General features: G+C 54.7%; 16 protein-coding genes, 1 tRNA gene and 3 rRNA genes. 10 read left to right on the forward strand and 10 right to left on the reverse strand.

Going from position 1 to position 23,727, the window contains the following annotated elements; genetic code table 11:
* The first annotated feature begins 29 nt into the window (after positions 1-29).
* From ABTW00_RS05780 to ABTW00_RS05800, 5 genes are all read left to right on the forward strand, one after another.
* Positions 30-1,569, forward strand: a 16S ribosomal RNA gene (locus ABTW00_RS05780).
* Between the two features lie 85 nt (positions 1,570-1,654).
* Positions 1,655-1,730: transfer RNA gene (locus ABTW00_RS05785), tRNA-Glu, on the forward strand.
* A 211-nt stretch (positions 1,731-1,941) separates the two neighbouring features.
* Positions 1,942-4,849, forward strand: a 23S ribosomal RNA gene (locus tag ABTW00_RS05790).
* 90 nt (positions 4,850-4,939) lie between these two features.
* Positions 4,940-5,055 (forward strand): 5S ribosomal RNA (rrf, locus tag ABTW00_RS05795).
* The 16S, 23S and 5S rRNA genes sit together here with 1 tRNA gene alongside, the layout of an rRNA operon.
* A 378-nt stretch (positions 5,056-5,433) precedes the next feature.
* A complete protein-coding gene (locus tag ABTW00_RS05800; RefSeq protein ID WP_064543400.1) occupies positions 5,434-6,732 on the forward strand; it encodes an MFS transporter in 1,299 nt (432 codons plus the stop codon).
* Between the two features lies 1 nt (position 6,733).
* Here ABTW00_RS05800 and ABTW00_RS05805 read toward each other — a convergent pair whose 3' ends face one another.
* The 5 genes from ABTW00_RS05805 to trxC all read right to left on the reverse strand — a co-directional run bounded on the left by ABTW00_RS05805 (position 6,734) and on the right by trxC (position 12,449).
* Positions 6,734-7,033, reverse strand: a complete 300-nt coding sequence (locus ABTW00_RS05805) for a YfiM family lipoprotein (protein ID WP_433640940.1) — start codon at positions 7,031-7,033, stop codon at positions 6,734-6,736.
* A 71-nt stretch (positions 7,034-7,104) separates the two neighbouring features.
* Positions 7,105-8,460, reverse strand: a complete 1,356-nt coding sequence (gene pssA / locus ABTW00_RS05810) for a CDP-diacylglycerol--serine O-phosphatidyltransferase (RefSeq protein ID WP_064543404.1) — start codon at positions 8,458-8,460, stop codon at positions 7,105-7,107.
* Between the two features lie 108 nt (positions 8,461-8,568).
* On the reverse strand, positions 8,569-11,220 hold the full coding sequence (locus tag ABTW00_RS05815; RefSeq protein WP_433639495.1) for a bifunctional acetate--CoA ligase family protein/GNAT family N-acetyltransferase: 2,652 nt from the start codon (positions 11,218-11,220) through the stop codon (positions 8,569-8,571).
* A 35-nt stretch (positions 11,221-11,255) separates the two neighbouring features.
* Positions 11,256-11,954, reverse strand: a complete 699-nt coding sequence (locus ABTW00_RS05820; RefSeq protein WP_271447601.1) for a tRNA-uridine aminocarboxypropyltransferase — start codon at positions 11,952-11,954, stop codon at positions 11,256-11,258.
* Between the two features lie 69 nt (positions 11,955-12,023).
* Positions 12,024-12,449 (reverse strand): thioredoxin TrxC, encoded by a 426-nt coding sequence (gene trxC / locus ABTW00_RS05825; RefSeq protein WP_064543411.1) that lies wholly within the window; start codon positions 12,447-12,449, stop codon positions 12,024-12,026.
* Positions 12,450-12,653: 204 nt separating this feature from the next.
* Between trxC and ABTW00_RS05830 the strand changes: the two genes are divergently transcribed.
* A complete protein-coding gene (locus tag ABTW00_RS05830; protein WP_433639498.1) occupies positions 12,654-13,754 on the forward strand; it encodes a tRNA/rRNA methyltransferase in 1,101 nt (366 codons plus the stop codon).
* A gap of 60 nt (positions 13,755-13,814) precedes the next feature.
* Here ABTW00_RS05830 and ung read toward each other — a convergent pair whose 3' ends face one another.
* Entirely contained in the window at positions 13,815-14,501 is a 687-nt protein-coding gene (gene ung, locus ABTW00_RS05835) for a uracil-DNA glycosylase (RefSeq protein WP_433639500.1), read from the reverse strand.
* 318 nt (positions 14,502-14,819) lie between these two features.
* Between ung and grcA the strand changes: the two genes are divergently transcribed.
* Complete coding sequence (gene grcA / locus ABTW00_RS05840) at positions 14,820-15,203, forward strand: autonomous glycyl radical cofactor GrcA (RefSeq protein WP_064543417.1); 384 nt, start codon at positions 14,820-14,822, stop codon at positions 15,201-15,203.
* An 84-nt stretch (positions 15,204-15,287) separates the two neighbouring features.
* Here the strand turns inward: grcA and ABTW00_RS05845 are convergent, their stop codons facing one another.
* Positions 15,288-16,652: a PTS transporter subunit EIIC gene (locus tag ABTW00_RS05845; RefSeq protein ID WP_064543419.1), complete on the reverse strand. Its 1,365-nt coding sequence runs from the start codon at positions 16,650-16,652 to the stop codon at positions 15,288-15,290.
* A gap of 273 nt (positions 16,653-16,925) precedes the next feature.
* On the opposite strand from ABTW00_RS05845, the gene ABTW00_RS05850 reads away from it, so the two are divergent.
* Entirely contained in the window at positions 16,926-18,125 is a 1,200-nt protein-coding gene (locus tag ABTW00_RS05850) for an enolase C-terminal domain-like protein (RefSeq protein WP_433639504.1), read from the forward strand.
* Position 18,126: 1 nt separating this feature from the next.
* Here the strand turns inward: ABTW00_RS05850 and ABTW00_RS05855 are convergent, their stop codons facing one another.
* Both ABTW00_RS05855 and srmB read right to left on the reverse strand, forming a co-directional pair.
* Positions 18,127-18,846 carry a GntR family transcriptional regulator gene (locus tag ABTW00_RS05855; RefSeq protein WP_064543423.1) on the reverse strand — a complete coding sequence of 240 codons (720 nt, stop codon included), beginning with the start codon at positions 18,844-18,846 and terminating at the stop codon, positions 18,127-18,129.
* A gap of 58 nt (positions 18,847-18,904) precedes the next feature.
* A complete protein-coding gene (srmB, locus tag ABTW00_RS05860) occupies positions 18,905-20,239 on the reverse strand; it encodes an ATP-dependent RNA helicase SrmB (protein ID WP_433639506.1) in 1,335 nt (444 codons plus the stop codon).
* A 127-nt stretch (positions 20,240-20,366) separates the two neighbouring features.
* Here srmB and trmN point away from each other — a divergent pair, with 127 nt between their 5' ends.
* Positions 20,367-21,107, forward strand: a complete 741-nt coding sequence (gene trmN / locus ABTW00_RS05865) for a tRNA(1)(Val) (adenine(37)-N(6))-methyltransferase TrmN (RefSeq protein WP_271447596.1) — start codon at positions 20,367-20,369, stop codon at positions 21,105-21,107.
* Here trmN and nadB read toward each other — a convergent pair.
* Complete coding sequence (gene nadB, locus ABTW00_RS05870) at positions 21,092-22,711, reverse strand: L-aspartate oxidase (RefSeq protein WP_064543664.1); 1,620 nt, start codon at positions 22,709-22,711, stop codon at positions 21,092-21,094. The two genes, trmN and nadB, sit on opposite strands and share 16 nt — an antisense overlap.
* Positions 22,712-23,128: 417 nt before the next feature.
* Between nadB and rpoE the strand changes: the two genes are divergently transcribed.
* Positions 23,129-23,704: an RNA polymerase sigma factor RpoE gene (rpoE, locus tag ABTW00_RS05875; protein WP_064543429.1), complete on the forward strand. Its 576-nt coding sequence runs from the start codon at positions 23,129-23,131 to the stop codon at positions 23,702-23,704.
* Positions 23,705-23,727: the final 23 nt, after the last annotated feature.

The raw sequence follows: 23,727 nt of genomic DNA on the forward strand, positions 1-23,727 counted from the left end.
ACGAAGTTTAATTCACGAGCATCAAACTTAAATTGAAGAGTTTGATCATGGCTCAGATTGAACGCTGGCGGCAGGCCTAACACATGCAAGTCGAACGGTAGCACAGAGAGCTTGCTCTCGGGTGACGAGTGGCGGACGGGTGAGTAATGTCTGGGAAACTGCCCGATGGAGGGGGATAACTACTGGAAACGGTAGCTAATACCGCATAACGTCGCAAGACCAAAGTGGGGGACCTTCGGGCCTCACACCATCGGATGTGCCCAGATGGGATTAGCTAGTAGGTGGGGTAACGGCTCACCTAGGCGACGATCCCTAGCTGGTCTGAGAGGATGACCAGCCACACTGGAACTGAGACACGGTCCAGACTCCTACGGGAGGCAGCAGTGGGGAATATTGCACAATGGGCGCAAGCCTGATGCAGCCATGCCGCGTGTATGAAGAAGGCCTTCGGGTTGTAAAGTACTTTCAGCGAGGAGGAAGGCGTTGTGGTTAATAACCACAGCGATTGACGTTACTCGCAGAAGAAGCACCGGCTAACTCCGTGCCAGCAGCCGCGGTAATACGGAGGGTGCAAGCGTTAATCGGAATTACTGGGCGTAAAGCGCACGCAGGCGGTTTGTTAAGTCAGATGTGAAATCCCCGGGCTCAACCTGGGAACTGCATTTGAAACTGGCAAGCTTGAGTCTCGTAGAGGGGGGTAGAATTCCAGGTGTAGCGGTGAAATGCGTAGAGATCTGGAGGAATACCGGTGGCGAAGGCGGCCCCCTGGACGAAGACTGACGCTCAGGTGCGAAAGCGTGGGGAGCAAACAGGATTAGATACCCTGGTAGTCCACGCCGTAAACGATGTCTATTTGGAGGTTGTTCCCTTGAGGAGTGGCTTCCGGAGCTAACGCGTTAAATAGACCGCCTGGGGAGTACGGCCGCAAGGTTAAAACTCAAATGAATTGACGGGGGCCCGCACAAGCGGTGGAGCATGTGGTTTAATTCGATGCAACGCGAAGAACCTTACCTACTCTTGACATCCAGAGAACTTAGCAGAGATGCTTTGGTGCCTTCGGGAACTCTGAGACAGGTGCTGCATGGCTGTCGTCAGCTCGTGTTGTGAAATGTTGGGTTAAGTCCCGCAACGAGCGCAACCCTTATCCTTTGTTGCCAGCGGTTCGGCCGGGAACTCAAAGGAGACTGCCAGTGATAAACTGGAGGAAGGTGGGGATGACGTCAAGTCATCATGGCCCTTACGAGTAGGGCTACACACGTGCTACAATGGCATATACAAAGAGAAGCGACCTCGCGAGAGCAAGCGGACCTCATAAAGTATGTCGTAGTCCGGATTGGAGTCTGCAACTCGACTCCATGAAGTCGGAATCGCTAGTAATCGTAGATCAGAATGCTACGGTGAATACGTTCCCGGGCCTTGTACACACCGCCCGTCACACCATGGGAGTGGGTTGCAAAAGAAGTAGGTAGCTTAACCTTCGGGAGGGCGCTTACCACTTTGTGATTCATGACTGGGGTGAAGTCGTAACAAGGTAACCGTAGGGGAACCTGCGGTTGGATCACCTCCTTACCTTAAAGAAACGTTCTTTGAAGTGCTCACACAGATTGTCTGATGAAAAGTAAATAGCAAGGCGTCTTGCGATTGAGACTTCAGTGTCCCCTTCGTCTAGAGGCCCAGGACACCGCCCTTTCACGGCGGTAACAGGGGTTCGAATCCCCTAGGGGACGCCACTTGCTGGTTTGTGTGAGTGAAAGTCGCCGACCTCAATATCTCAAAACTCATCTTCGGGTGACGTTTGAAATATTTGCTCTTTAAAAATCTGGATCAAGCTGAAAATTGAAACGACACACTGTGTCTGTTCTCCGTAATAAGAACAGATAAATGGTGTGTTCGAGTCTCTCAAATTTTCGCAATCAGAAGTGAAACATCTTCGGGTTGTGAGGTTAAGCGACTAAGCGTACACGGTGGATGCCCTGGCAGTCAGAGGCGATGAAGGACGTGCTAATCTGCGATAAGCGTCGGTAAGGTGATATGAACCGTTATAACCGGCGATTTCCGAATGGGGAAACCCAGTGTGTTTCGACACACTATCGTTAACTGAATACATAGGTTAACGAAGCGAACCGGGGGAACTGAAACATCTAAGTACCCCGAGGAAAAGAAATCAACCGAGATTCCCCCAGTAGCGGCGAGCGAACGGGGAGCAGCCCAGAGTCTGAATCAGCTTGTGTGTTAGTGGAACGGTCTGGAAAGTCCGACGGTACAGGGTGATAGTCCCGTACACCAAAATGCACAGGTTGTGAACTCGATGAGTAGGGCGGGACACGTGGTATCCTGTCTGAATATGGGGGGACCATCCTCCAAGGCTAAATACTCCTGACTGACCGATAGTGAACCAGTACCGTGAGGGAAAGGCGAAAAGAACCCCGGCGAGGGGAGTGAAAAAGAACCTGAAACCGTGTACGTACAAGCAGTGGGAGCACCCTTTGGGGTGTGACTGCGTACCTTTTGTATAATGGGTCAGCGACTTATATTCTGTAGCAAGGTTAACCGTATAGGGGAGCCGAAGGGAAACCGAGTCTTAACTGGGCGTTAAGTTGCAGGGTATAGACCCGAAACCCGGTGATCTAGCCATGGGCAGGTTGAAGGTTGGGTAACACTAACTGGAGGACCGAACCGACTAATGTTGAAAAATTAGCGGATGACTTGTGGCTGGGGGTGAAAGGCCAATCAAACCGGGAGATAGCTGGTTCTCCCCGAAAGCTATTTAGGTAGCGCCTCGTGAACTCATCTTCGGGGGTAGAGCACTGTTTCGGCTAGGGGGTCATCCCGACTTACCAACCCGATGCAAACTGCGAATACCGAAGAATGTTATCACGGGAGACACACGGCGGGTGCTAACGTCCGTCGTGAAGAGGGAAACAACCCAGACCGCCAGCTAAGGTCCCAAAGTCACAGTTAAGTGGGAAACGATGTGGGAAGGCTCAGACAGCCAGGATGTTGGCTTAGAAGCAGCCATCATTTAAAGAAAGCGTAATAGCTCACTGGTCGAGTCGGCCTGCGCGGAAGATGTAACGGGGCTAAACTGTGCACCGAAGCTGCGGCAGCGACACTATGTGTTGTTGGGTAGGGGAGCGTTCTGTAAGCCTGCGAAGGTGTCTCGTGAGGGATGCTGGAGGTATCAGAAGTGCGAATGCTGACATAAGTAACGATAATGCGGGTGAAAAACCCGCACGCCGGAAGACCAAGGGTTCCTGTCCAACGTTAATCGGGGCAGGGTGAGTCGACCCCTAAGGCGAGGCCGAAAGGCGTAGTCGATGGGAAACAGGTTAATATTCCTGTACTTGGTGTTACTGCGAAGGGGGGACGGAGAAGGCTATGTTAGCCGGGCGACGGTTGTCCCGGTTTAAGCATGTAGGCGGAGCGTTTAGGTAAATCCGGACGCTTACTAACGCTGAGGTGTGATGACGAGGCACTACGGTGCTGAAGTAACAAATGCCCTGCTTCCAGGAAAAGCCTCTAAGCATCAGGTAACATCAAATCGTACCCCAAACCGACACAGGTGGTCAGGTAGAGAATACCAAGGCGCTTGAGAGAACTCGGGTGAAGGAACTAGGCAAAATGGTGCCGTAACTTCGGGAGAAGGCACGCTGATATGTAGGTGAAGTGGTTTACCCATGGAGCTGAAATCAGTCGAAGATACCAGCTGGCTGCAACTGTTTATTAAAAACACAGCACTGTGCAAACACGAAAGTGGACGTATACGGTGTGACGCCTGCCCGGTGCCGGAAGGTTAATTGATGGGGTTAGCTGTAAGGCGAAGCTCTTGATCGAAGCCCCGGTAAACGGCGGCCGTAACTATAACGGTCCTAAGGTAGCGAAATTCCTTGTCGGGTAAGTTCCGACCTGCACGAATGGCGTAATGATGGCCAGGCTGTCTCCACCCGAGACTCAGTGAAATTGAACTCGCTGTGAAGATGCAGTGTACCCGCGGCAAGACGGAAAGACCCCGTGAACCTTTACTATAGCTTGACACTGAACACTGGTCCTTGATGTGTAGGATAGGTGGGAGGCTTTGAAGCGTGGACGCCAGTCTGCGTGGAGCCAACCTTGAAATACCACCCTTTAATGGCTGGTGTTCTAACGTAGACCCGTAATCCGGGTTGCGGACAGTGTCTGGTGGGTAGTTTGACTGGGGCGGTCTCCTCCTAAAGAGTAACGGAGGAGCACGAAGGTTAGCTAATCCTGGTCGGACATCAGGAGGTTAGTGCAAAGGCATAAGCTAGCTTGACTGCGAGAGTGACGGCTCGAGCAGGTGCGAAAGCAGGTCTTAGTGATCCGGTGGTTCTGAATGGAAGGGCCATCGCTCAACGGATAAAAGGTACTCCGGGGATAACAGGCTGATACCGCCCAAGAGTTCATATCGACGGCGGTGTTTGGCACCTCGATGTCGGCTCATCACATCCTGGGGCTGAAGTAGGTCCCAAGGGTATGGCTGTTCGCCATTTAAAGTGGTACGCGAGCTGGGTTTAGAACGTCGTGAGACAGTTCGGTCCCTATCTGCCGTGGGCGCTGGAGAATTGAGGGGGGCTGCTCCTAGTACGAGAGGACCGGAGTGGACGCATCACTGGTGTTCGGGTTGTCATGCCAATGGCATTGCCCGGTAGCTAAATGCGGAAAAGATAAGTGCTGAAAGCATCTAAGCACGAAACTTGCCCCGAGATGAGTTCTCCCTGACCCTTTAAGGGTCCTGAAGGAACGTTGAAGACGACGACGTTGATAGGCTGGGTGTGTAAGCGTAGCGATACGTTGAGCTAACCAGTACTAATGAACCGTGAGGCTTAACCTTACAACGCCGAAGATGTTTTGGCGAAGAGACGATATTCAGCTTGATTACAGATTACATCGACAGGCTAATGCGTGTTGATAACAGAATTTGCCTGGCGGCTGTAGCGCGGTGGTCCCACCTGACCCCATGCCGAACTCAGAAGTGAAACGCCGTAGCGCCGATGGTAGTGTGGGGTCTCCCCATGCGAGAGTAGGGAACTGCCAGGCATCAATTAAGTGAAGAAGCCCATCCTGACGGATGGGCTTTTTTACGTCTGTACGAAAGTAAAACAGGGTGAAATCCCGGGCGATTAATGCCCTCTGCAGGGCGGATAAGCGCAGCGTCATCAGGTCATCCCGGGGCACATTGCCGGATGGCGGCATAAATGCCTTATCCGGCCTACGTCATACTCCACTTTTTTTCCTCCCTATTCCCCTCTGTTCCTTCTGCACCTAATCCTAAATCGTGATCCTGCTAACAGAAAATGTGATTTTCATCACTAATTTAATAATAACAATTATATAACATTTTATTTACTAAAATATCTGCCTGCGTGACGTGTACGCCCGGTAAGGCAGGAGAGCGCTTTTGGCAGGAGTTAACAAATGGCCGTAACCAGTGTGACCCCAGAAGAATCGCTGGCCAACAGCGATACTCGCCGTCGCGTGATGGCAATCGTCGGGGCATCATCAGGGAACCTTGTTGAGTGGTTTGATTTCTACGTCTACTCGTTCTGTTCCCTCTATTTTGCTCACATTTTTTTTCCGTCAGGAAATACCACGACCCAACTGCTACAAACTGCTGGCGTATTTGCCGCAGGTTTTCTGATGCGCCCAATCGGTGGTTGGCTATTTGGCCGCATCGCGGACCGCCGCGGACGTAAGGTCTCGATGCTCATTTCCGTATGTATGATGTGTTTCGGCTCGTTAGTTATTGCCTGTTTACCGGGCTACAGCGTGATTGGCACTTGGGCTCCCGCACTGCTGCTGCTGGCGCGTTTGTTCCAGGGGCTGTCCGTTGGCGGCGAGTATGGTACCAGCGCCACCTACATGAGCGAGGTGGCGGTTGAAGGCCGTAAGGGCTTCTATGCCTCCTTCCAGTATGTCACGCTGATTGGCGGACAACTGCTGGCTGTTCTGGTCGTGGTTATCTTGCAAAATGTGCTCAGCAGCGAAGATCTTCACGCCTGGGGATGGCGAATTCCATTTGCCCTGGGGGCCGTACTGGCGATTGTCGCCCTGTGGCTACGGCGTCAGCTGGATGAAACCTCGCAGAAAGAGACGCGCACGCTAAAAGAAGCCGGTTCATTCAAAGGGCTGTGGCGTAACCGTAGAGCGTTTTTCATGGTGCTCGGTTTCACTGCTGCAGGGTCACTGAGTTTCTACACCTTTACGACCTACATGCAGAAATATCTCGTGAACACTGCCGGGATGAGCGCAAACCTGGCAAGCGTCATTATGACCGCTGCGCTGTTCGTCTATATGCTCGTCCAGCCGTTGTTTGGCCTGCTGTCTGATAAAGTCGGACGTCGTACCTCGATGCTCTGCTTTGGTGCGCTGGCTACCCTGTTCACCGTGCCAATTCTCTCTGCGTTACAGAACGTCACGTCACCATACGCGGCATTTGCGTTAGTCATGTGCGCGCTGCTCATTACCAGCTTCTACACCTCGATTAGCGGGATCCTGAAAGCTGAAATGTTCCCGGCGCAGGTGCGCGCGTTGGGGGTAGGCTTGTCTTATGCGGTGGCTAACGCCTTGTTTGGCGGTTCAGCCGAATACGTGGCGTTGTCAATGAAGTCGGCGGGTATCGAAACCGCCTTCTTCTGGTATGTGACGGTAATGGCGGCGATTGCTTTCCTGGTTTCACTTAAACTGCATCGCAAAGGAAAAGGTCTACGCTTGTAGGTTAATGTTGCGCGAGCTGCCACACCGCATAGCCGGTGGTGGCGCCGGCAACGTCCCATGCAAAGTCTTTCCAGCTCCAGCCGCTCCCCGCCGGGCGGCTGTCCCAAAGCTCTTTTGACGCACCCAGACTAATGGAGAACAGAAAGCCAATCGCCGCGCTGCGATCGCGGCTGACGCCCTGGTGCTGCGCAAACTCATTACCGGCGGCTGAAAGCATGGCCGAGGCAATAAAATGCTGAGCTTTATCCTGCCCGCTCCAGCTATCGTTTGCCATATGGCTGCAACCGCTGAGCGCCAGCATTGTGCAAATCAGAAGGGGACGTAGCATAAAGACTCCAGTCATAAAAAAGCCCCGACGTGCGGGGCTTCAGTTTACAGGATACGGCTAATCAGCCTGTCGATACGAATTCGACGCAGACGGCGAATCAGCTTGCGCACTTTTACCGGGTAATCCGCGATGCTTTGCAGGTCGCGGAAGTGATTAACCACCGTCGTGTGCTTACGGATGAGGTCCAGCTCTTTCTGGCGCATCGACGCTAGCTGTTTTTTCGGATCGTGAATCAGCACCGCGTTTTCCAGGTCCAGACGCCAGGCACGAGGGTTGAGGTTATTGCCGGTCAGCAGAATCCACTCGTTGTCGACCCACATCCCTTTAAGGTGATAGCTATTATCGCCATCTTTCCACAGGCGCACCGTCAGTTGATCGGTATTGATATAATATTGCAGGCGGCTCAGGAAGCGGCGCAGGTTAATTTCGTAGAGATAAGGCAGCGCGCCGATAATTTTAAACGGCTCATTTTCCGGAATATAGAAGTCATTCGCCGTTTTGTCACCGACGATAATCTCCACTTTCTTCCCCTCGCGCAGCAGACGAATAATGCTGCGGACCAGCAATGCTGGCAGGTTAAAGTAAGGGGTGCAGATAGTGAGCTTTTCTTCGGTGCACGGCATCAGGTGGAAAATAGCTTTATTCAGTTGGCTGGTTTTCCCCAGGCCAACCAGCGGCGTAACCGTCAGCTCATCATCACCGGCATTGCCTGTGAAATGGTAGCTGGTATCACGCAGTTCCTGGCGATACTGGCGGATATCATTTTTGATTTCCGGGCTTTTCGGGCGCTCGGTGTTGTCCAGGCGATTAACGCCACGGCCTTCGACCAGATTCTCCGATACCCAGTTGAACATGATATCGGCCATCTGCGGATTGCGGATACATTGGTAGCGATCATAACGATATTTATCGTGCTGATGCAGATAGACATCGTTGATGCTGGCGCCGCTATACAGCACGCAGTCATCAATAATGAAGCCTTTAAAATGCAGTACGCCGAGTGCTTCACGGGTATTCACCGGCACGCCATAAACGGGAACCTCGACACCGGGATTCTCTTTTGCGGTGCGGCAGTACCAGTCCGCGTTGGTATTGGATGCAGCAGCACCAATGCGCCCACGCTGTGCGCGATGCCAGTCAACCAGCACGCGAACATCGAGTTCCGGGCGTTGACGTTTGGCATCGTACAGGGCTTGCAGAATCATCTTTCCGGCGTCGTCCTGCTCAAGGTACAACGCGACGATACAGATTCGGCGCGTGGCGCTGGCGATTTTTGCGAGCAACGCTTCACGAAAATCTGCTGGAGCATAAAAAAACTCAATATCATCAACAGACTGTGAAAGCTTGGGTAGTTGGGCAAGGTGTTGTTGATGTTTATTACGCTTAAATTTTGACAACATCACAGTGCGTTTCTTCTCTGGTTTAGTGAAGGGTCCTCTGTACCACGCAGACGACGTAAGCGGTCAATGATACCATCTCTGTCGGTTAAGGGCAGCATTTCCAGCAGCTTACTCATCACTTAGCCTTAATGACAGCCCGACAATGCCATCTTCCAGCTGAATATCTACGTCAAAACCGAGCTTCCTCGCGAGGGCAATCATCCCGTGATTGTTTGGCATGGTAATGCCATTCAGGCGCTGCAAACCATGGGCCCGGGTATAGCTGATAAGTTTGTCCAGCAGACGCCCGCCTAGCCCCAGCCCTTTCAGGTCGGAGCGCACTAACACGGCAAACTCCGCGTCAATATTGTCGGGATCGGAAATGGCGCGAGTCACCCCCAGGATCTCAGTGCGATCGCCTGGCGAATAGACCGCGACGAAAGCCATTTCTCGATCGTAGTCGATCTGCGTCATATTGGCTAAATCGTCGTGGGTAAATTCGTTGATCTCGCTGAAATAGCGGTAATAAAGATCTTCTTTCGTGACTTGAGCGATAAATTGCTGCAGCAGCGGCTCGTCTTCCGGCAGGATCGGTCGGAACAGGCAGCGCTCGCCGTTCTTCATGGTCACCCACTCTTCAAGGTGCTGCGGGTAAGGCCGCACCGCCAGCCGACTTTCGCTTGAGCCGCTAAATGGCGCAATATCCAGCGTCACGTCCAGAGCGGTAAATTCGTTGCCAGAGGCAAGCAGCGGGTGAATATCCAGCCGCTGAATCTCAGGGCAATCAACTATCAGGTTCGACACCTGTACCAGCAGCTGGCTCAGCCCCGCCACATCCAGCGGTCGCAGCGCGCTACGCCCGCGGATTTTCTTGCTTTTAATCGCCTGAATGACCAGATAGCGCGCCAGCGTCATATTCAGCGGCGGTAGGGCGACTGCAGCCTGATCCTCCGCACGCCATTCCACGCCTCCTTCGCCCAGCATAATCAGCGGGCCGAAAACCGGATCGTGCTCGACGACGACGCGCAGCTCCTGAGCACCGGCGCGGTTTGCCATACTTTGCACCAGCAGCCCGTGAATGCGCGCCTGCGGCCAGGCCATTTTTACACGGTCCAGGATGGCGTCCGCCGCCTGCTGCACTTCGCTGGCGGTGCGCAGGTAGAGCATGACGCCCTGAACTTCAGATTTATGTGGAATGTCCGGAGAACGGAGCTTAAGCGCAACCGGATAACCAATCTGCTCGGCAATATGCACGGCCTCGGCGCTGTCGGAGGCAATCCAGGTGGGCAGCGTATTCAGGCCGTAAGTCTCTAAAATCGGCCGCACTTCGTGGGTGTCCAGCGCGCTGATGCCGTTATCAATCGCTTGTTGTAATAATTCATGCGCCTGGCCGGTATTGGCGGTCAGACTGTGCGGCAGCGCCGGGGTTTCCCGTAGTTGCTTCTGGTTACGCCGGTACTCCACCATATGCATAAAGGCCGTGATGGTGCCTTCCGGTGTGCGATAGGTCGGGATCCCGGCATCGCTGAACATCCGGCGTGCCTCGATAGACGAATACTCGCCGCACCAGTTGGTCAGTACGCTGATATAGTTAGCACGCGGATGTTGCTTAATCAGGTCAATCAAGGCCGCAGCGCTTTCGCTGCCTGGCGCGGTGGCACTGGGTGAGTGGATGACCATCAGCGCATCGAGGTCCGGGCTATTCAGCAACACATTCACCGCCGCCAGATAATGGCCAATACTGGCATCATCACGTAAATCCAGCGGGTTGTTGGCCTCAACGGTATCGGGCAGTAGCTGTTGAAGCTGCTGGCGCGTCTCGTCGCTCAGCGTGGCCAGCTTGCCATTACGCGCCCAGTGTTCATCTAACGCGAGCGCCGCAGGCGCCGCGCCGTTACTGATGATCATCAGTCGCTCGCCGCGTAGCGGCCGCATATGGCTGAGCGTTTCAACGGCAGAAAACAGTTCGTGCGTGTCCTGTACGCGGAGCAAACCTGCGCGCTGGATAGCCGCATCCCAGGCTGGATCCATACCCGAGTTCACGTGCAGTAGCCGCTGTGCCGCCGGGCTACGGCCGCTTTTAATCACCAGAATGGGTTTATTACGCGATGCGCTGCGGGCAGCAGAGACAAAACGGCGCGCGTCGCTGAGTTGCTCGAGATACAGCAGAATGGCGCTGGTTTTACTATCACGCGCCAGATAGTCGAGCAGGTCGTCGACGTCGATATCGAGGCTGTCGCCGAGCGCGATAAAATAGGAGAAGCCCATTTCGCGCTGCTGCGCCCAGTCCAGAATGGTGTTCGAGACCGCGGCGGACTGCGAGATAAAGGCCAGCTTGCCTTTGCGGATAGGGACCGGCGAGAAGCTGGCGTTCAGCCCCTGCCATGGCGCCAGCAACCCGAGGCTATTCGGCCCCAGCAGTCGCATCTGATAACGTGCGGCGCAGGCTTTTAGCTCGCTGAACTGGTCCGGAGGGGAGGAGAGAATAATACAGGTTTTGCAGCCTTTTTTGCCGAGTGACTCCAGCAGCTCAAGATTGCGGCGCGCATGGGTGCACAACACGGCGAGATCGGGCGAGAAGGGGAGGCTTTCTACCGTCGGCCAGGCCAGCACGCCCAGCACCGCTTTCCAGGCGGGCGTCACCGGTAAAACCGGGCCAGCGAAACCACCCGCCAGCAGGTTTTGCATCATCAGAAAACCGGCGCGCTGAGGTTTCATTGACGCGCCAATCACCGCAATCGATTTGGGTCTCAGCAGTGCTTCCAGCCCACGTTGGCTCATACCGGTCTTCCTTACGCGACAATGACGGTAAGAGTTTAACCGTTTTCCGCCTCGACTGCTGTGACGCTGCCCTGATGCTGAGATTTTCCTGCCAGATAGCGACTGCGAAAGCGGGTGAAATGTTCACTGAGTGCCGACGCAGCATCGGTGTCATTCGCTAAATCGAGCAGCGCAATCGCCACTTCAGCGGTGCAATACTGCCCTTCAGCGTGCACTTCGCGCAGGCTATAGGCTGACACGCGCGAAAGGTCGACGGAGATCAGCGGCAGGTTGTCCAGCCACGGGCTTTTGCGAAACATTTTGCGCGCTTCCGGCCAGGTTCCGTCTAACATAATAAAGAGCGGCGGCTTACCGGCGGGCGGGGCGCTTAATACTTGTCTATCCGCATCGGCGTAGGATGAAGGGAAGACGACCATCGGCTGATAGTCGGGGTTGCGGACCAAATCCAGCAGCGCCTGCGGTGGCTCCGTGCGCGACCACTGGAAAGCCTCAGTCTGCGGCAAAATATCGGCGATCAGGCGGCCAGTATTACTGGGTTTCATTGGCTCGGTATCGAACATCACCAGGCAGAAGCTGCTTTTTGCCGGCTGCGGCGTGATGGTGTCACAGAGACAATAGCGCTGCACCAGCAGGCAGCGCTGGCAGCGACGGACCCGGTTACCGCGGGCAAGAAAAGGACGAGTCGCGCGGGCAAGACGCTCGGCGCGCAACCGAAGAACGGCGTTATCAATCATGGGATTCGAACGGCAAAAACGCTATTGTCGCAGAGGCGGATACGGGGCACAAGATGTGCCCCGTGGGTATCAGGCTTGCAGGGCCTCGTTCAGCCAGCTTTCAAACGGCGCTTTGGGGACTGCGCCGTTGAGCATATCAATCACTTCGCCATTTTTGAAAATCATAATGGTCGGGATACTGCGAATACGGAAACGCGCGCTCAGTTCTCGTTCGGCTTCGGTGTTCACTTTTACGAAGCGCATCGTGCTGCTGCGCTCTTCGGCGACGTCTTCAAATATCGGCGCAAAATTGCGGCATGGGCCGCACCATGGCGCCCAGAAATCAACCACAACCGGGAGATCGTCCTTCAGCAGTTTGTCCAGCGTGCTGTCCGTGGCGTTAATAACATCGCCATCAAACAAGTCTTCACCACAGCGTCCACATTTTGCCGCCTCGTTAATGCGTTCTTCAGGAATGCGATTAAGCGCCTGGCAGTGGGCACAAACGGTATTCATAACTCACCTCTGGGTCATCGTGTTGCAGAACGGCAATGTTGCCGGATGTTTCTATAATGTTACACATTATCGTTCAGAGCGTATTAATCGACAATGCGTTTTATCCAATGGGTACAATAGTCGTGGTCTTTTGTACGAAGTCATAGCTAAGCGCTAGCACATCAGGTAATCTGCGCGCTTCGCGCAGCGCAGGTGGAGAAAAACATGAGCGACGAACTGAAAAACAAAAACGGCAAGGTCAAAGTGATGTACGTCCGCAGTGACGATGACTCGGACAAACGCACCCAAAATCCACGTACTGGTAAAGGCGGAGGCCGTCCAGGCGCATCCCGTGCCGGTACTTCCCGTGCCGAAGGCGGTCGTCGCCCTGCCCGTGATGAGAGAAAGGGTCAAAACAGCGATCGTGGCCGTGAGCGCGGTCGCGATCGGGATGTTGAACGCGATCGCGAACGTGGCGAAGGCTCACCATGGCGTACGGTTTCCCGTGCGCCGGGTGACGAAACCATCGTTAAGCCCGATCACGGCGGCATCAGCGGCAAAAGCTTTATCGATCCGGAAGTTTTGCGTCGTCAGCGTGCGGAAGAAACCCGCGTCTACGGTGAAAACGCCTGTCAGGCGCTGTTCCAGAGCCGTCCGGACGCGATTGTCCGCGCCTGGTTCGTGCAGAGCGTCACCCCGCGCTTTAAAGAAGCGCTGCGCTGGATGGCGGCGAACCGTAAAGCCTACCACGTGGTGGATGAAGCCGAGCTGGCGAAAGCGTCCGGCACTGAACATCACGGCGGCGTTTGCTTCCTGATTAAAAAACGTAACGGCACTTCCGTACAGCAGTGGGTCGCGAAAAGCGGCGAAGATGATTGCGTACTGGCGCTGGAAGATGCGGGTAACCCGCACAACCTCGGCGCGATGATCCGCAGCTGCGCGCACTTTGGTGTCAAAGGCGTGGTATTGCAGGATGCGGCGCTGCTGGAATCTGGTGCCGCAATTCGTACCGCTGAAGGCGGCGCTGAGCATGTTGAGCCGATCACCGGCGACAGCTTCATTGATGCGCTGGAGCAGTTCCGCGATGCGGGCTACACCATCGTCACGACCAGCAGCAACGGCCGCGGTCTGCCGCTGTTCAAATCAGAACTGCCTAAGAAAATGGTGCTGGCGCTGGGCCAGGACCGCGATGGCGTTTCCGAAGCGGCTGCAGCTATTGCTGACATGAGCGTGTCAATCGACGGGACGCGTGCCGTTGAAGGCCTGAACGTCTCCGTGGCGACGGGCGTGCTGCTGGCGGAATGGTGGCGTCAGCATAAAGCGTAAGAACGTGAATGAAAAAAACCGGTAGAGGCGACTCTACCGGTTTTTTTATACACGTTTTCGTTAGACTTGCTCCGGCAGCACCGGCATCCAGTCAATCGGCGTCTCGCCGCGCTGTTCGAGCCACTGGTTGGCCTGCACAAAGTGATTACTGCCAAAGAACCCGCGATGCGCCGACAGCGGCGACGGATGCGGCGCTTTCAGCACGCGATGACGCTGAGGGTCAATAATCGCCCCTTTCTTCTGCGCGTGCGATCCCCACAGTAAAAAGACCACGCCTTCACGATGTTCGTTAATCAGCGCAATCACCTTATCGGTAAAGGTTTCCCAGCCGAGGCTGGCGTGAGAATGCGCCTGTCCGGCACGCACGGTGAGCACGGTGTTGAGCAGCAGCACACCCTGGCGCGCCCAGCTCTCCAGATAACCGTGGTTCGGACGGGTAAAGCCGGGAATGGTGCCTTCCAGCTCTTTATACATATTCAGCAGCGACGGCGGCGTGGCAATACCCGGCTGGACAGAAAACGCCAGTCCGTGTGCCTGATTGGGGCCGTGGTACGGATCCTGGCCCAGAATCACCACTTTCACATCGCTCAATTCTGTATAGCGAAATGCGTTGAAAACATCTTTCTGCGGCGGATAAATGGTCACGCCCGACTGGCGTTCGCTGGCCACGGTCGCCAGTGTGTTAACAAAATAGGGCTGCTCTTTTTCGGCAGCCAGCACGTCGTGCCAGGTTAAAGGGGTTGTCATCTCGCTCTCCTGCGAATTTCTCTTGCTATAGCTTAACTGCTTCTTTCTCCATCACAAAATCGGATAGCGGCGTGCGAAGCCTGTAGTATAAAAAAAGTTGAATATTTACAAAGAATTTTGGTGGTGTTGGCGTGCGTAACTTGATGCAAAACAAGTATTTTCCCGCATGACCACTTTTGTGGTGTGGTTTTTATTGATTTAAATCAAAGAATCAAGGGTGTTCGAGGGGTATATATACACTCAAGCAACAATGGTTTTACCAATTGGCCGGGAAGCGGCCGGTTAAAAACGAATATAAAGAGCCTAGGGAGGCATCAAATGATTACTGGTATCCAGATTACTAAAGCTGCAAACGACGACCTGCTCAACTCATTCTGGCTGCTCGACAGCGAGAAAGGTGAAGCTCGCTGCCTGTGTGCAAAAGGCGGTTTTAAAGAAGATGACGTGGTTGCCGTTAGCGCGCTGGGCGATATCGAATACCGTGAAATCCCGGTTGAAGCGAAACCAGAAGTTCGCGTAGAAGGTGGTCAGCACCTGAACGTCAACGTACTGCGTCGTGAAACCCTGCTGGACGCGGTTGAGCATCCGGAAAAATACCCGCAGCTGACCATCCGTGTTTCCGGTTATGCGGTACGTTTCAACTCTCTGACTCCGGAACAGCAGCGCGACGTTATCGCCCGTACCTTCACCGAAAGCCTGTAATTTCTCAGGGGTGGGAAATGGAGGCGTTGGGGTAACCCGGTGCAAACAGACAAATCCCCCGCAGGGTACCTGCGGGGGATTTTTTTATCTCGACTGCTCGCGTCCGACCAGGATAGTGGTGAGCGTGAAGGAGAGCACTAGCGCGATGGCCACGCCAGAGATGGCGAAGATAAAGTAAGGGCCGATGTACGCGGGTAGGCTGAAAATACTTGATAAAATATAGCCATACAGTCGTACGCCAAAGAAGGCGATAAACGCTGAAGCCAGTGAGCTTGCGATCGTGGCGGCGATAAATGCTTTCTTGTAGCGGGTCAGTACGCCAAACAGAGCCGGTTCCGTAATGCCCAGCAGCGCGGAGATCGCAGCGGAAAGCGTCACCGTGCGGTTTTCCTTGTTCAGACGCCAGATGGCAAACGTGGCTCCGGCAATCGCCATATTGGCCATAAACATCATCGGCATCAGCATGTCGTAACCGCGATCGCTGAAGTTTTGTAGCGCGATAGGCGTCATCGCGTGATGCATCCCGGTCAGAATAGCGACCGGACGAATGGCGCCCACCACCAGCCCGGCGAAGCTCGCCGAAACGCCAAATAGCCCTTCGATAAACCACGCCAGCATTTTACCCAGCCAGATACCGATCGGCCCAATCACCACCAATGCCGCCAGCGCGCCGAGGAACAGCGTTAGCGTGGGAGTAAAGACGGTTTTCAGCACGTCGGGCATGATCCTATCGACCGCCTGGTGAATGTACTTCAGCGCCAGGATGGAGAAGATCACCGGGATCACGCTGGAGGCGTAGTTGAATACCGATACCGGAATGGCGTTAAACAACCAGAGCGCGGAGGCGGCATCGGCTTGATGCGTGGCGAGCGCTTTCGCTGCGTCAATCAGCGTAGGGTACATCAAGCAGGCGGCGACGGCGGCGGCCAGATATTCGTTGGTTTTAAAGATCTTCGCCGCCGAGACGGCAAGGAAGAACGGCAGGAAATAAAATACGCCGCTGGCGATAAGATCGATGATCATCACCGTTTCGCTTTTTGGCGATACCACTTTTAGCGCAATCAGCCCTGCAAGCAGGCCTTTGATCATCCCGGCACCGGCGATGGCAGGAACTATCGGGCCGAATACCCCGGAGACGGTATCCATAAACAGCGAAACCAGGCTTTTACGCTCTTTGCTTTTCCCGCTGGTGGCCGTTTGGCCATTGCCGAGAGCATCCTGAAGCTGCTCATACCAGCTGTTCACCTTCGGGCCGATAATAATCTGGAACTGATCGCTTTGCAGCTGTGCGCCCAACACGCCGGGCAGTTGCTTAATTTCTTCCTGCGCCACTTTATTATCATCAATTAAATCAAAGCGCAGCCGGGTCATACAGTGCCAGACTTTATTGATATTCTCCTGTCCACCTACCAGACGAATAATCCTGCTGATAGCCTCTTGCGTCCCCATAATGGCTCCTGCGGTATGTTTGTTGTTTTGTTTGTCTCGCTGAATGGTAAGTAAGCGCATCGTTAAAAACAAACCAATAAAATATGATTTCAATCACAACTTCCGTTTATGAGGTGGTTAAAACACGGCTTGTATTCAAATTGGTTCGTTTTTTAAATAAAAACAAACCTGTTTTTAGACCAAAAAATATATTGAATAAAAAGGTTTACCGAACGCTGAAAATAGAGTGAAGATAATGGCAATCTTATTATTATTTTCCACAGGGAGCCTTCTGTGAAACCCACGCTGATTACTGCGATTGATTGTTTTATCACGCGTCCGGACCGCCACAACCTGGTGACGGTCCGGGTGACGACCGACAACGGCACCGTTGGTTACGGCTGCGCCACCTTCCAGCAACGCCCGCTGGCGGTAAAGACGATGGTGGATGAATATCTGCAACCGCTGCTGGTGGGGCGCGATGCCAACAATATCGAAGATCTCTGGCAAATGATGAACGTCAACGCCTACTGGCGCAACGGCCCGGTGATGAACAACGCCATCTCCGGCGTGGATATGGCGCTGTGGGATATCAAAGCAAAACTGGCCGGGATGCCGCTATATCAGCTGCTGGGAGGAAAATCGCGCGATGCGATTGCCGCTTACACTCACGCCAGCGGTGAAACGCCGGAGGAACTGTTTGTCTCCGTGGATAAGCTGCTGGAGCAGGGGTATCGCCATATTCGCTGCCAGCTGGGTTTTTACGGCGGTACGCCGCGCGAAATGCAAACGCCGGAAAATCCGACGCCCGGAGCCTGGTTCGACCAGGATGAGTACGTCCGCAATACGGTAGAAATGTTCCGCCTGCTGCGCGCGCGCTACGGTCATCGTTTCCATATTCTGCACGATGTCCACGAACGACTTTTCCCGCAGCAGGCGCTCCAGATGGCAAAACAGCTGGAACCTTATCAGCCGTGGTTTATCGAGGATATTTTACCGCCGCAGCAGAGCGCGTGGCTGTCGCAGATTCGTCAGCAAACCAGCGTGCCGCTGGCGATGGGAGAGCTGTTCAATAATCCGGCGGAGTGGCATGACCTTATCGTCAACCGGCAGATTGATTTTATTCGCTGCCATATTTCACAGATTGGCGGCATCACCCCGGCCCTGAAGCTGGCGGTGCTGTGTCAGGCCTTTGGTATACGTTTGGCGTGGCATGGTCCGGGCGATATGACGCCTATCGGGGTCGCGGTGAATACGCATCTCAACATTCATCTGCACAACGCCGCGATTCAGGAGTTTATTCCGCGTTCCGCCGCCACGGATGCCGTTTTCCCCGGCGCGCCAGAGGTGAAAAACGGCTTTATCTATCCACCAACGGCGCCGGGTATTGGCGTGGGCTTTGACGAGGCGCAGGCGCTGGCGCATCCGGTAGTCTATCGCCCGCATGAGTGGACGCAGAGCCGCCTGCCGGACGGCGCGATGCATACGCCGTAGGCTAACTCTGCGGCTGCTGGCGAAAAGCGAGGTTGTCGCGATTATGGGGGATGACGTAGGTGCAGGAGTAGTTGATATCGACGATATCGCTTATTTCATAAACCTGCCCGCCGTCGAGGATCCCCCGATTGTTGATGTGCATGGCCGGGCTGCCTTTTTTACAGCCCAGTAGAGCGGCCTGTTCGCGGCTGACGCTAATGGCCCGATAGCTGGTGAGCAGGTGGGAAATTGGATAACCTTTTTCCAGCACGTACTGCTGTAGCGAGCGTTCAATGACCTCCTGGTTAAGGTCGCTGAACATGGCGGCAGGCATACGTGAGACTTCAATCTGGGTGGCAATATCATCCACGAAACGCAGGCGGCAGAACTGCCAGATAAAATCGTCGTCGGTCAGGCCGAAAATCTGCTGGTCCTCCCGCTCGGGACGCTTCTTGTGCAGGCTGATCATCCGGTAACGCATCTGGTCGAAGCGTTTTTCGGTAATGGAGTTATAGACCAGCGGATTGCCCCGCGTTTGCTCATTAATCCAGATGCCGGAACCCTGCACAATGCGCACCACGCCGATGCTGGCAAGCTTTTCCAGCGCCTGGCGGATGGTAAAACGCGATACGCCATACTCCTCGGCCAACTGGCGCTCAGGCGGTAGCTTACGTGGCCCGTCGCCGGGCTGTTGGTAAATTTTGCTGAGGAGGTCTTGAGTCACGAACTCTTTTTTCTTCATGGCCGCTGTCCCTTACCCATCGATATAAAAACGCCGGGAGCATGTCCCGGCGTTTGTTTTACTCTTCGGTGCTCTTTTCAGCAGCACCGGAACCGCTCGGTTTGCGGCGCTTGCCAACGTTCTTGGCATCGCGGTGACGCACCTTCACGCGCGGTTTTTCTTTGTCTTTCTCTTTTTTCTTCTCGGCGCGTTTCGCCAGCACTTTTTTCGACGGCTTGCCGGTCATCTTCTCGCTTGGCGCTCGCGTGGTCGGGCGCAGCCCGTCGATGACGCGCGCTTTCAGCTGCTCTTCGATATAGCGCCCGATCTTCAGCAACAGCAGGTGATCGTGCGTTTCAACCAGCGAAATCGCCGTGCCTTTACGGCCCGCGCGGCCGGTACGACCAATGCGGTGCAGGTAGGTATCGGCGCCGCGCGGCATATCGAAGTTAATCACGTGGCTGACGTCAGGGATATCAATCCCGCGCGCCGCGACGTCGGTTGCAACCAGCACATTCACGCGGCCATCGGTCAGACGTTTGATGCCTTCGTTACGCTTAATCTGCGGCATTTCGCCTTCGAGATAGCAGTTGTTGATCCCGGCCAGACGCAGCGTTTCCGCCAGCTCATGCACGCGCTCGCGCTTGCGCACAAAGACGATGGTACGGGTGGCGTCTTCCTGCTTGAGCAGGTGCTTAAGCAGCTCAACTTTGTGCTCATAGTTGTCGGCACGGTAGTACCACTGGTGGATCTTCTTGCGCTCGCGGGTGGACGGCGTCGCGGAGACTTCCACCGGATCTTCCAGCAGACGCTCGGCGAAGTCTTTAATCGCTTCGCCTTCCAGCGTAGCGGAGAACAGCAGCGTCTGTTTGCGCCAGCGGGTTTCACCGGCAATGTGTTCGATATCCTGGGCGAAGCCCATGTCCAGCATACGGTCGGCTTCATCGAGGATCAGCGTCTCAACGGCGCGGCAGTCGAAGTTCTCTTCTTTGATGTACTGCAGCAGACGACCGGTGGTGGCGACCACGATATCCTGGTTTTCGCTGAACACTTCGGCGTGGTTCATATACGCCACGCCGCCGGTGATGGTGGCGATGTCCAGATGGGTGTTTTTCGCCAGCTCACGGGCATGGTCAGCGACCTGCATTGCCAGCTCACGCGTCGGCGTGAGGATCAAAATACGCGGCGGGCCGGATTTTTTACGCGGAAAGTCGAGCAGGTGCTGCAACGCAGGCAGCAAATACGCCGCTGTTTTACCGGTGCCGGTTGGCGCAGAACCGAGAACATCACGTCCATCGAGCGCAGGCGGAATGGCGGCAGCCTGAATGGCAGTCGGGCGTGTAAAGCCTTTACTCTGGAGGGCTTCCAGCAGGCTTTCGTCAAGTTCAAGTTCGGAAAAAGTCGTTACAGTCATGATTACCTCTGTGTGAGGCGCTGATTATAGACGTTACGGCTGTAATCTTCATCTGTTTGTATGGCTATCTGTTCTCGGGTATTGTTCATAGCCGAATGCTTATGTGGATTGGCCTGCAAGGTTACTTATGACGTCTGATTCTAAATCCGCGCTGCGTCGCAACGGATTTACCTTTAAAAAGTTTTTTGTTGCCCACGACCGTTGTGCCATGAAAGTCGGTACAGACGGTATTTTACTCGGTGCCTGGTCGCCAATAGCCCGAGTGAATCGGATCCTCGATATCGGCACGGGAAGCGGGCTGTTGGCGCTGATGCTGGCGCAGCGCACCGAGGAAAACGTGACGATCGATGCCGTGGAGCTGGATGAAGAGGCGGCGAGTCAGGCGCGCGAAAACGTGAGCGAATCACCGTGGGCCGGGCGCATTGAGGTGCATACGGCGGATATCCAGCAGTGGGTCGCCGGGTTAACCACCCGCTACAACCTGATCGTCAGCAACCCGCCTTACTACGAGCAGGGCGTGGAGTGCGCTACGCCGCAGCGCGAACAGGCGCGCTACACCACCACGCTCGACCATCAGGCGCTGCTGGCCTGCGCCGCGAATGCGGTGACCGAAGACGGCTTTTTCTGCGTGGTGCTGCCGGAAAATATCGGCCAGACGTTTACCCAGCAGGCGCTGTCGATGGGCTGGCATTTACGCCTGCGCACCGACGTCGCGGAGACGGAGATGCGCTTGCCGCATCGCGTGCTGCTGGCTTTTTCCCCGAAAGGCGGCGAGTGCTATAGCGACAGGTTAACAATACGTGGGCCAGAGCAGCAGTACTCGGAAGGCTACACTGCGCTGACCCAGGCGTTCTATTTATTTATGTGAACCAGCGGCGAAAGCACCGATGGGCCGGACTCTTCGAGCAGTTCCGGGTAGTCCAGCGTGTAGTGCAGGCCGCGGCTCTCTTTACGCATCATCGCACAGCGCACAATCAGTTCGGCCACTTGCACCAGGTTGCGCAGTTCCAGCAGGTTGTTGGAGACGCGGAAACGTGAGTAATACTCATCCAGCTCCTGCTGTAGCATGGTGATGCGGCGCAGGGCTCGCTCCAGCCGCTTGGTGGTGCGCACAATGCCGACGTAGTCCCACATAAACAGGCGTAGCTCGTGCCAGTTATGCTGAATTACGACCAGTTCGTCAGAGTTTTCTACCCGGCTTTCGTCCCAGGCGGGTAGCTTCTCAACCTGACGGGCGTACGGCATGCGCTTATGAATATCTTCCGCCGCCGACCAGCCGTAAACCAGGCACTCAAGCAGCGAGTTGGACGCCATGCGGTTCGCGCCGTGCAGGCCGGTATAGCTCACTTCGCCAATGGCGTACAGGCCGTCAACATCGGTGCGACCATAGTCGTCGACCATCACGCCGCCGCAGGTGTAGTGCGCCGCCGGAACAATCGGCACCGGCTCTTTGGTGAGATCGATACCCAACCCCAGCAGCTTCTCGTAAATCATCGGGAAGTGCTGACGTACAAAGGCTTCCGGTTTGTGGCTGATGTCGAGATACATGCAGTCGACGCCGAGACGCTTCATTTCATGATCGATCGCGCGCGCGACGATATCGCGCGGGGCGAGCTCGCCGCGTGGGTCAAAGTCAGGCATAAAACGGCTACCGTCAGGGCGCTTCAGGTGCGCACCTTCGCCACGCAGGGCTTCAGTGAGCAGGAAATTACGTGCCTGCGGGTGATACAACGCGGTGGGGTGGAACTGGTTAAACTCGAGGTTAGCGACGCGGCAACCCGCTCGCCAGGCCATGGCAATACCGTCGCCGGAGGAAATATCCGGGTTGGTGGTGTACTGATATACCTTCGAGGCACCGCCGGTGGCCAGCACCACGGATTTTGCCGAGCAGGTTTCCACCTTCTCTTTATTACGGTCCCAGATCCACGCGCCAACGACCCGACGGGTGCCCGGCAGGCCGACTTTATCCGACACGATCAGGTCGACGGCATTACAGCGCTCCAGCACACGAATATTCGGGTGGCTCATCGCTTTACTGACCAGCGTGTTCTCGACCTCACGTCCGGTGGCATCCGCCGCGTGCAGAATACGGCGGTGGCTATGGCCGCCTTCGCGCGTCAGATGATAACTCTCTTCCCCGTTGGCCTGGATTTGCGTATCGAACAGCACGCCCTGGTCGATCAGCCACTGCACGCAGTGTCTGGCGTTGCTGGCGACAAAGGACACTGCCTGACGGTCACAGATACCCGCGCCGGCAATCAGCGTATCCTCAACGTGCGACTCGATGCTGTCCGTCTCGTCAAAAACGGCTGCAATTCCCCCCTGAGCATAAAAGGTGGAACCTTCGCTCATTGGGCCTTTACTGAGGACAATCACGGAACTGTGCTCCGCAAGACGCAGCGCCAGCGAAAGGCCAGCAGCGCCGCTGCCGATAATCAATACATCACAGGAAAGTTCTGGAAGTGAGTTCATCATCTTTGTTTAATTTACTAAACACGGTGATCGAAGATTAGCACTATAAAAGCGACATGTGCAGGGTTTTTTTACACTAAGGTTATAGTGACTAAACATGGTTGCTGAAAAGAGCGCGTGAGAGAGGGCAACAAATCTGAATAAAGCCAGGTGCTACCACCGCTATTTATGGTGAAATCAAGGCCGGGTTACGATACTCTTCACTGGATTTGCGTTTTTATTTCGCAACTTACACATCTGTTCACATCAGCAGACTTATAATGACAGACAATGAACGGCCTGCTGCGAAACAAAAAACAAAGCGTAACGGAACTTTACGAAAACCGGACACTCTAATCTTCTGCTTGCTCATAATGCAGTGTTGGAGTGGCATTCTGATTACGCATGGGAATAGGGTTTGGGGAGACATTACCTCGGATGAGCGAGCAGTTAACGGACCAGGTCCTGGTTGAACGGGTCCAGAAAGGAGATCAGAAAGCTTTTAACCTTCTGGTAGTACGCTACCAGCATAAGGTCGCGAGCCTGGTTTCCCGCTATGTGCCATCCGGCGACGTGCCGGATGTCGTACAAGAGTCTTTTATTAAGGCCTATCGTGCGCTGGATTCTTTCCGGGGAGATAGTGCTTTCTATACGTGGCTGTACCGCATTGCGGTGAATACGGCTAAAAATTACCTGGTTGCTCAGGGGCGTCGTCCGCCGTCCAGCGATGTGGACGCGAACGAGGCCGAAAACTTTGAAAGCGGCGGCGCTTTGAAAGAAATTTCGAACCCTGAGAACTTAATGTTGTCAGAAGAACTGAGACAGATTGTTTTTCGCACCATTGAAGCGCTTCCGGAAGATTTACGCATGGCAATTACCTTGCGGGAGCTAGATGGCCTAAGCTATGAAGAGATAGCGGTCATTATGGATTGCCCGGTAGGTACGGTTCGTTCACGTATCTTCCGTGCGCGAGAAGCTATCGATAATAAAGTTCAACCGCTTATCAGGCGTTGACGGAAGCGGGATACTGGAAAAGG

It is taken from the genome of Kluyvera georgiana, assembly GCF_050990895.1.
Lineage (GTDB): Bacteria > Pseudomonadota > Gammaproteobacteria > Enterobacterales > Enterobacteriaceae > Kluyvera > Kluyvera georgiana.